General features: G+C 66.9%; 7 protein-coding genes and 1 pseudogene. All 8 read right to left on the bottom strand.

The genetic code is table 11. The features are described 5' to 3' along the window. Positions 1-230 (bottom strand): annotated as a pseudogene (locus WA317_RS11320) (hypothetical protein); the annotation flags it as partial. Positions 231-232: 2 nt separating this feature from the next. Continuing rightward, on the bottom strand, positions 233-2443 hold the full coding sequence (locus WA317_RS11315; protein WP_425173113.1) for a malate synthase G: 2211 nt from the start codon (positions 2441-2443) through the stop codon (positions 233-235). Between the two features lie 49 nt (positions 2444-2492). Next, positions 2493-3356 (bottom strand): 3-methyladenine DNA glycosylase, encoded by an 864-nt coding sequence (locus tag WA317_RS11310; protein ID WP_425173112.1) that lies wholly within the window; start codon positions 3354-3356, stop codon positions 2493-2495. Further along, positions 3349-4401 (bottom strand): hemolysin family protein, encoded by a 1053-nt coding sequence (locus tag WA317_RS11305; RefSeq protein ID WP_425173114.1) that lies wholly within the window; start codon positions 4399-4401, stop codon positions 3349-3351. The genes WA317_RS11310 and WA317_RS11305 overlap by 8 nt, the downstream gene beginning before the upstream one ends. Next, a complete protein-coding gene (locus WA317_RS11300; RefSeq protein WP_425173111.1) occupies positions 4401-5771 on the bottom strand; it encodes a hemolysin family protein in 1371 nt (456 codons plus the stop codon). The genes WA317_RS11305 and WA317_RS11300 overlap by 1 nt, the downstream gene beginning before the upstream one ends. 230 nt (positions 5772-6001) lie before the next feature. After that, positions 6002-7438, bottom strand: a complete 1437-nt coding sequence (locus WA317_RS11295) for a GuaB1 family IMP dehydrogenase-related protein (RefSeq protein ID WP_425173110.1) — start codon at positions 7436-7438, stop codon at positions 6002-6004. A gap of 69 nt (positions 7439-7507) precedes the next feature. Continuing rightward, the gene (gene gndA / locus WA317_RS11290) at positions 7508-8971 is read right to left on the bottom strand and encodes an NADP-dependent phosphogluconate dehydrogenase (RefSeq protein ID WP_425173109.1); all 1464 of its coding nucleotides are present in this window, start codon (positions 8969-8971) and stop codon (positions 7508-7510) included. Positions 8972-9140: 169 nt separating this feature from the next. Then, on the bottom strand, positions 9141-9989 hold an 849-nt coding region (locus WA317_RS11285), incomplete at its 5' end, for a M56 family metallopeptidase (protein ID WP_425173108.1).

Below are 9989 nucleotides of genomic sequence, written 5' to 3'. Positions count from 1 at the left end.
CTCGCCGGTGGGGGCGCAGACGGTGGTTCGGCGGCGGGGCCGGGAAAGTCCGGATAGTTTTCAACCTCGCCGGCGGCAGCGTCGCTGAAAACACCGTCGCCGGATGCGCCGTGCCTCCCGACGTCATCGGTGACTTCGTCGGGTACACCGGGATCGGGGTAAGCCTCCTGGAAGTCCTCGAGCGGTTCGTCGGCGCCGTCGCCGCGGCCGGGCAGGCTGTGTTTACCCATGCTTACCCGTGCTTTGCCTTGAACTCACGACGGCGCCGGTGCAGGATCGGCTCGGTGTAGCCGTTGGGCTGCTGCGTGCCGGAAAGGATCAGCTCCTGGGCGGCCAGGAAGGCGATGCTGTCGTCGAAGTTGGGCGCCATCGCCAGATACTTCGAGTCGCCGGCGTTCTGCTCGTCGATCAGCGGCGCCATCCGTTCCAAGCTAGCGCGCACATCGGCCTCGGTGATCACGCCGTGCCGCAGCCAGTTGGCCAGCAACTGGCTGGAGATGCGAAGCGTGGCACGGTCTTCCATCAGCGCGATGTTGTGGATGTCCGGCACCTTCGACGAGCCCACACCCTGGTCGATCCAGCGCACCACGTAGCCGAGGATCGACTGGCAGTTGTTGTCGACCTCTTCCTTGATTTCCTCGGGCGCCCACGCCAGTTCCTTGGCCAGTGGAATCGTCAGCAGCTGCTCGATGGTGGCGCGTCGCTCACCGGCGAGCTCTTGCTGCACGGCGACCACGTCGACCTGGTGATAGTGCATCGCGTGCAAGGTGGCCGCGGTGGGGGAGGGCACCCATGCGGTGCTCGCCCCGGCGCGTGGTTGACCGATCTTCTGCTCCACCATGTCGGCCATCAAGTCGGTCATCGCCCACATGCCTTTGCCGATCTGGGCGTGGCCGGCGAACCCGGTGGCCAGCCCGACGTCAACGTTGTTCTCCTCGTACGCCAAGATCCACGGCTGGGTTTTCATGGCGCCTTTGCGCACCATCGGACCGCACTCCATCGATGTGTGAATCTCGTCACCGGTGCGGTCCAGGAAGCCGGTGTTGATGAATACGATGCGGTCGCTTGCGGCCTTGACGCAGGCCTTCAGGTTGACCGTGGTGCGCCGCTCTTCGTCCATGACGCCGACCTTGATGGTCGTCTGCGGCAGCCCCAGCACATCTTCTACCCGGCTGAACAGTTCGGTGGTGAACGCCACCTCATCGGGGCCGTGCATCTTGGGTTTGACGATGTAGATGGAACCGGTGCGGCTGTTCGCCAACGGACCGTTCGCCTCACCGGATTTCAGTCCGTGAATCGCCGCCAAGCCGGTGAACAGCGCATCGAGGATGCCTTCGAACACCTCGGTGCCGTCGGCTCCACCGTTTTCGGAGCCATTATCGAACAGGATCGCCTCGTTGGTCATCAGGTGACCCACGTTGCGCACGAACAGCAGGCTGCGCCCCGGCAACAAGAACTCGCTACCGTCCGGCGCGTTGTAGTGCCGATCCTGGTTGAGCGCCCGGACGAACGAGTCGCCGTCCTTGCTCACCTCGGCGGTCAAATCGCCGCGGTTCAGGCCGAGCCAGTTGCGGTAGGCGCGCACCTTGTCCTCGGCGTCGACGGCGGACACCGCGTCTTCGAAGTCGATGATCGTGGTGACCGCCGACTCGAGCACCACGTCTTTGACGCCGGCGGCGTCGGTCTGGCCGATCGGCGATTCCGGGTCGATCAGTATCTCGATGTGCAGGCCGTTGTTGAGCAACAACACCGAGTTCGGCGACTCCGCGGCGCCGGTGTAACCCACGAACCGGTCAGAGTCAACCAATCCGGTCGTGGACGACTCGCCGTGCAGGTGGACCACCAGCTGGCCGTCATCGACGGTGAACCCAGTGGCCTCGGTGTAGGAACCCGACGACAGCGGCACCGCGTCGTCGAGGAATTTGCGGGCGTAGGCGATCACCTTGTCGCCGCGCACCTGGTTGTAGCTGCTGCCCTGCTCGGCGCCGTCGGTTTCCGGGATAACGTCGGTGCCGTAGAGCGCATCGTAGAGAGAGCCCCAGCGGGCGTTGGCCGCGTTCAGCGCGAACCGGGCGTTGGTGACCGGTACCACGAGCTGCGGGCCGGCCGTCGTGGTGATTTCCGGGTCGACACCGGACGTGGTGATCGTGAAGTCGTCGGGCTCAGGCTGCAGGTAACCGATTTCGGTGAGGAACTGGCGGTACGCCTCTGGATCGTGCGTTTCGATCACGCGGTGCCGGTGCCATTTGTCGATCTGCGCCTGCAATTCGTCGCGGCGGCGTAGCAGGTCCTGGTTTCGCGGGGTCAGATCAGTGACGACCTTGTCGACGCCCGCCCAGAAGCTGTCGGGGTCGATGTCGGTGCCCGGCAGCGCCTCGTCGTTCACGAAGTCATACAGCACCCTGGCGACGCGCAAATTGCCCACTGGCACGCGATCAGTCATCGTTCCTCCCTGTCTGGCAACTAGCCAGAATACCCGGCCGGTAGCACGACTACCCGCATTCAGCGGCCTGCAACAGCAGGTCACACCGGGCCAACAGCGCTTCCCGCAGCGGCTCGGCACGCTGCGCGACCTCGCTCTGGCAACGCACGTACTCTGCTCGACCAGCGCGGCTCTCGACGGCGATCGGGGAGTACCCGTAGTCGCTGAGATCATACGGGCTGGCGCGCATGTCGATTTCCCGGGCGGCTGCAGCCAGTTGCAGACACTCCAGCAGCAGCTCAGAGTCGATTAGCGGGGTCAGCTTGTAACACCACTTGTACAAGTCCATGTTGGTGTGCAGGCAGCCCGGCTGCTCCCATTGGTGCTGGGTGGCGCGGCTCGGCGAACCGGCGTTTCGGGGGGCGGCCCGGTCGGTGAAGAACCGGTAGGCATCGAAGTGGCTGCAGCGCAATGGCACCGACTCGACGAGCGCGTCGGTGCCGGACGCGCCCAACCGCAGCGGAGTCTGTTGATGGCGCACCTTGTCGCTGCGGTACACCATCGCCCATTCGTGCAGACCGAAGCAGTTCAGCGCAGCGGGCCGTGACGCGGTCGCGCCCAGCAGTCGCGCCACGAACCGGATGGTGTCCAGCCGGCTGCGCAGGTGGACGTCGCTGACAGTGACGCCGTCGCGGACGGTGGTGTAGCCGCGGCGGCCGCGGTAGTAGCGCAATGCCTCGCCCCCGGCGAGCACCGCGCCGTAACCCGGATGCCAGCACGACAATTGCCCTGGCCGCAGGGTGTAGTAGCTGAACAGAAAGTCCCAAACCGGGTGCGGCTCGTCGGCGCGACAGGAGGCCAAGAACTCCGCGATACGGCGGCGGTGGGCCTGGACCCGCGCCCGCCACTCGGCAGCGTCGAGGAGTTCAGTCACGCTGGATGCTGTCCCGTACCGTGCCGACCAAGTCTTCGAGCAGGTCGTCCAACGCAACCATCCCGACCACCCGGCCGTCCTGACCGGTGACCAATGCGAGGTGGCTCTTGGTGCGCCGCAGCCGCGACAGCCCCTCCGCCAGCGGCAACGACCCGGCTACCCGGGGCAGCGGTCGGACCGTGACCAGGTCGATGGTGGCGTCCGGGTCGTCGCCCAGTGGCAGCACGTCCTTGATGTGCAGGTAACCGACGAAGGTGCCGTCGACCGCGACCACCGGGAATCGCGAGTACCCGGTCTGGGCCAGCGCCTGCTCGACCGCACCGACTGTGGGGCCGGATCCGGTGGCGGCCGCCGGTACCGCGCGAATGTCGGAGACGGCTACCGCGACGTCGGCGACAACGCGGTGGCGGATCTGCAGCGCCCGGGTGAGCCGGGTGTGTTCCTCACGGTCCAGCAAACCCTCAGACACCGATTCCGCGATCATCTCGCCCAGCTCGGCCATGGAGACCGTGATCGCGAGCTCGTCGCGTGGCTCGACCCGAAGAGCCCGCAAGATCAGGTTGGCGCAGCCTTGGTAGAACGCGATGAACGGCCGGGCGGCCCGCACGTAAGCCAGGTAGGCGGGGATCAGCAGCATCGCGGCCTTCTCTGGGCCCGCGATGGCGATGTTCTTGGGCACCATCTCGCCCAGCAGCACGTGCAGCGTCACCACGATCGTCAGCGCGATCACGAAGGACACCGTGTGCAGGACGGCACCCGGCAGCCCCAACAGGCTGAACGGTCTGTTCAGCAGATCGGCGACCGCCGGCTCACCGATCCGGCCGAGCAGGATGGAGGCGACCGTGATGCCCAGTTGCGCCCCGGCGAACATCAGCGGAAGCCGCTCGCCGGCGCGGATCACCGTGACCGCGCTGGGCCGGCCCTGTTCGGCCAGAATTTCCAGCCGGTCCCGGCGCACCGAGATCAGCGAGAACTCCGCGCCGACGAAGAATGCGTTGGCGGCGATCAGCAGGCTCGTCAGCAGTACCCGCAAGACGTCGGCCATCAGCGGCGCCACCCGGTCCTGCCACCGTCCAGGTCGCCGTCCAGCTCGGTGAGCTCGAGCACGTCGATCCGGCGACCAGCCATCTGCACCACGGTTGCGCGCCAACAGTTCGAGTGGTCCGACAGGCCGTCGGGGTCGAACGCGGTCAGGTCGACCGTTTCACCGGTTTGCGGGATGTGGCCCAATTCCTGCAGCACCAGGCCGCCGATCGTCTCGTATTCGCCGTCGGGGGCGCGGTAGCCGGTGGCCGTGGCCACCTCGTCGATGCGCAGCAAACCCGACACCCGCCAGCCCTTGCCGGCTGCCACCACATCCGGGGTGGCGTCGTCGTGTTCGTCGCGGACGTCGCCGACGATCTCTTCGATCAGGTCCTCGGTGGTGACCATGCCGGCGGTACCGCCGTATTCGTCGACCACCAGCGCCGTCTGTAGAGCACTGGCACGGGTCTGGGCCATCACCGCGTCACCGTCCAGCGTCGAGGGCACTGTCGCGACGGGCTGCGCGACGGCGGTCAGCAACGTCGTGGCTCGGTCGGCTGGCGGCACGGCGAAGATCTGTTTGACGTGCACAATGCCCACGGTCTCGTCCAGGTCGCCGTCGACGATCGGAAACCGGGAGAACCCGGTCTCGATGGCCGTGGCCACCAGGTCGGCCACCGTGTCGTCAGTCTGCAGCGTGACGATCTTGGAGCGTGGCGTCATCAGTTCTTCGGCGGTCAGCGTGCCGAACTGCAGCGATCGGTGCACCAGCGCCGCAGTCGTCGGGTCCAGCGAGCCGCTGCGCGCCGAGGTGCGCACCAGCGAGACCAGTTCCTGCGGTGAGCGGGCGGATCGAAGTTCTTGTGCGGGCTCGATACCGAGCCGGCGCAAGATCCGGTTGGCTGCGCCGTTCGTCAGCCGGATGGCCGGGGCCAGGATCAGGGAGAACAGCAGTTGGGGAATCGCGATCGCGCGGGCGGTGCTCAGTGGGCGTGCGACAGCGAGGTACTTGGGCACCAGTTCGCCGAAAACCATCGACAGCGACGTCACCACCAGCAGCGCCATGAACGCGACCACGCCGTCGGCGACCCGCTCGGGCACCCCCAGCGCCGCCATCGCCGGATGCGGCAACTCGGCGACCATGGGTTCGGTGAGGTAACCGGTGACCAGCGTGGTGATCGAGATTCCCAACTGAGCTCCGGAGAGCTGGAACGACAGCCTGCGGTGTACGCGCAGAAGTAGGCGTTCTCGGCGACCACCGTCGTGGGCGTGTGCCTCGACGGTGCTGCGCTCGAGGGTGGTCAGGGAGAACTCGGCGGCAACGAACAGCGCGTTCCCGGCGGTGAGCACCACGATGGCCAGCAGGCTGAGCAAGGTGACGGCGACGTTCATCAGATCGGTTGTCGCATCCCCAGGCTCGGGTCGACCGCGCTGACGGGACGGGCGGATACTTGCGCCGATGGCCGTCGGGCCCAGAAGCCAACGGCCCCGACGGGTGCCTGCGGCACGTCAACCCTTTCGCTCGGTCGACCTCAACGGTCCTGAAGCTCACATGGTAGCGAAGACCCGTCCCGGACCCCGTCAGGACATCGCGGTAGCGGCGAAGCGCGCTTCCGCCGCGATCACCAGCCGAACGGCAGCGGATGGCCTTCGGCGAAGCCCGCCGCCGACTGGATACCGAGCACCACCCGCTGGTGCAGTTCGGTCAGGTTCGACGCACCGACGTAGGTGCAGGTGCTGCGCAGCCCGGCGGTGATGTGGTCGAGGAGGTCTTCCACGCCGCCGCGGCTGGGGTCGAGTTCCATCCGCGACGTGGAGATCCCTTCCTCGAACAGCGCCTTGCGGGCCCGATCGAACGCGCTTTCACCGGCGCTGCGCGCAACCACTGCACGCTTGGACGCCATTCCGTAGCTTTCTTTGTACGGCCGGTTTTCGCGGTCGCGCATCAGGTCGCCGGGAGATTCGTAGGTGCCGGCGAACCAGGACCCGATCATCACGTTGGATGCTCCAGCGGCCAGCGCCAACGCGACATCCCGCGGGTGCCGCACGCCGCCGTCGGCCCAAATATGAGCGTCGAGTTGCTTTGCCGCAGCTGCACATTCGAAGACAGCTGAAAATTGCGGCCGACCGACGCCGGTCATCATCCGGGTGGTGCACATCGCGCCGGGGCCGACACCGACCTTGACGATGGCCGCGCCGGCGTCGATCAGATCGCGGGTGCCCTCGGCTGAGACGACGTTGCCCGCCGCCAGCGGCACTCCCAGATCCAGCGACGAGACGGCCTTGATCGCGTCCAAGGCCTTCACCTGATGCCCGTGCGCGGTGTCGATGACCAGGACGTCGGCGCCGGCCTCCACCAGTGCTTGCGCCTTCGTCGTGACATCGCCGGTGATCCCGACGGCCGCTCCGATGCGCAGCCGTCCGGCATGGTCAACCGCCGGTGTGTAGATGCCGGCCCGGATCGCGCCGGTGCGGGTCAGCACACCGGCCAGCGTGCCGCCGGCGTCGGTCAGCACCGCCACGTCGACCGGCGCATGCTCGAGCAGGTCGAAGACGTGTCGCGGATCAGTGCCCACCGGAGCGGTGACGAAGTCGGTGGTGGCGACGTCGCGGACCCGGGTGAACCGGTCCACGCCCGCACAGGAGGCCTCGGTCACCAGTCCGATCGGGCGGCCTTCGAGAATCACCACCGCGGCGCCGTGTGCCCGTTTATCGATCAGAGCCATTGCATCGGATACCGAATCGTCGGGTACCAGCGTCACCGGGGTGTCGACCACCGGATCGCGGCTTTTGACGAACTCGACCGTCTGTTTCACCGCGTTGATCGGCAGATCTTGCGGCAGGATCACGATGCCGCCGCGCCGGGCCACCGTCTCGGCCATCCGACGCCCGGCGACCGCGGTCATGTTGGCGACGACCACCGGGATAGTGGTGCCCGAGCCGTCGGCGGTCGACAGATCGACGTCGAACCGCGACGCCACGTCGGACCGGTTCGGCACGATGAACACGTCGTCGTAGGTCAGGTCGTAAGCGGGCCGGTGCCCGTCCAGATACCTCATCGGTGTGGCTATGCCCCCTTTGGGCAGGGTTCTACCGCATTTGACCGCCCTTTTGCCGGGCCGGTCCGGCTAGGCCGGCACCTCGCTGCGGTCTTCGCTCCACAGTGTGTGGAACTTCTTGCCGGGCTCTCCGTCGATCCGGCCGTAGGTGTGCGCACCGAAGAAGTCGCGCAAACCCTGCGTCAGCGCGGCGGGCAGCCGCTCGGTGCGCAACGCGTCGTAATAGGACAACGCCGAGGAGAACCCGGGGATGGGGATGCCCAGCTGGGTCGCGGCCACCACGACGCGGCGCCAGCTGTCGATGGCCGATTCGATCGCGCTGCGGAAGTACGGCGCCACGATCAGCGTCGGCAGGTCCGGGTCTTCGTCGAAGGCCTCTTTGATGCGGTTGAGGAACTTGGCCCGGATTATGCAGCCACCACGCCAGATGGTGGCCAGATCACCGGACGTGATGTCCCAATCGTATTCGCCACTGCCCGCCTGAATCTGGTTGAATCCCTGGGCGTAGGCGATGATCTTCGAGGCGTAGAGCGCCTGCCGCACATCGTCGACGAACTGCTTTTCGTCCCCGGGCCTTGCGATCAGGTCGCCGGAGGCCAATTCAGTAGTGGCCTTCCGTTGCGTAACCGACCCCGACAACGCGCGGGCGAACACCGCTTCGGCGATGCCGGTCACCGGGACGCCGAGATCCAGCGCCGACTTCACCGTCCAGCGGCCGGTGCCTTTCTGCTCGGCCTCGTCGAGAATGACGTCAACGAGCGGCTTGCCCGTCTTGGCGTCTTTCTGGCGCAGCACCTGCGCGGTGATCTCGACGAGAAAGCTGTCCAAATCGCCTTTGTTCCATTCGTCGAACTCGTCGGCGATCTCGTCGGCGCTCTTGCCCAGGCCGTCGCGCAACAGCTGGTAGGCCTCACCGATCAGCTGCATGTCGGAGTACTCGATGCCGTTGTGCACCATCTTGACGAAGTGTCCAGAGCCGTCCGGACCGATGTGGGTGCAGCACGGCACCCCGTCGACGTGGGCAGAGATCTCCTCGAGCAGCGGGCCCAGCGACTTGTACGACTCCACCGGGCCGCCCGGCATGATCGACGGCCCGTTCAGGGCGCCTTCCTCGCCGCCGGAGATGCCCGCCCCGACGAAGTGCAGATCCCGATCGGCCATCGCTTTTTCTCGCCGGATGGTGTCGGTGTACAGCGCGTTGCCGCCGTCGATGATGATGTCGCCGGGCTCCATGGCGTCGGCGAGTTCCTCGATGACGGCATCAGTGGCCTCACCCGCCTTGACCATGATCAGCACTCGACGCGGCTTCTCCAAGGCGGCAAGGAATTCCGGGATGGTCTCGGTGCGCACGAAGTTGCCGTCGGAGCCGTGCTCTTTCAGCAGCGCATCGGTCTTGGCGACCGACCGGTTGTGCAGCGCCACCGTGTAACCGTGCCGGGCGAAATTGCGGGCGACGTTCGAGCCCATCACGGCCAGGCCGGTGACCCCGATCTGTGCCGTGCCCTCAGCAGCGTTCGAATCCGACGAGCTCATGTCTTCGCCTCTCGGGTTGGTTGTCGCTTCGGTGGTCAAAGTGCGCCGCAGAATTCATACACCCGCGGCAGGCCGGACCCCTGTCTCTCCACGTTATTCGTCAAGCATTCGCTCGATAGACGGGGACTCCTTCTGCGGTCTGTGGCCACGTCATGCTCGCTGCGGGTTGTCAGATGCTGACGAGCCGGTGCAGCTCGATGAGCCACGGCACGGCCAGCGACACGGTGGGCACCACCAGCACGGCGGCTGCGGCCAGGTAGGCGGCCACCGAAAACGTCAGGCTGTTACCCCGGCCGGAGAGTCGTCGCACCCGAAGCACCGTGCTTGGACCACCCGCGGCCAACGCACCCGACGGCGCGTGCCCGGATGCGCAGGCAACCAGCGCCCGGGCCAGGGGAGTGCGACCAGCCGCGCGGACAGCGGCGTCGTCGGCGAGCAACTCGACAAGCAGCCGCACCGCATCCAGCGCGTTTGCGCTGCGGACGAAGCGCGGGAAGGCGGCGTGGACGGCGATGAACGCCTCGAGGACCAGGTCATGCCGGGCACGCAAATGCGCCCGCTCGTGGCGCAGAATCGCGGCGACTTCGGCGTCACTGAGGGCGGTCAGTGTCCCTTCGCTGACCACCACCCGTCGACGCACACCGGGCAGGCAGTAGGCCAGCGGCTGCGCTACCTCCAAGATGCGCAGGTCGCTGGCCCGGGCCCTGATCGGGGCGGGCACCGCGTCCCCGGTGACACCGAGCAGGTCAACCAGCATGCGCTGGTGAGCGCGACGCCGCCGGGTCGCGACTGCCACCCGCACAACCGCTATCGCCAGCCGGGCGCCGACGCACAGTGTCAGTGCGAAGACCGCGACATACAGCGCCGTGAGCGTCCAGCCCAGCCGGTGCACGTCGCCGACGATGCTGGCAGTGGGACGACCGTCAGCTCCCGGCATCATCAGCCGGCTGGCGATGGCAATACCTGCGCTGAAAGCGGACAACACCGCGGCGAGCGCGACGGCCTGCCAAAGCACCAC

The sequence above is a fragment of the Mycobacterium sp. genome (assembly GCF_049802695.1).
GTDB lineage: Bacteria > Actinomycetota > Actinomycetes > Mycobacteriales > Mycobacteriaceae > Mycobacterium.
Note: the sequence above shows the minus strand (reverse complement) of the source record. Positions and strands in the feature narration are given on the sequence as shown.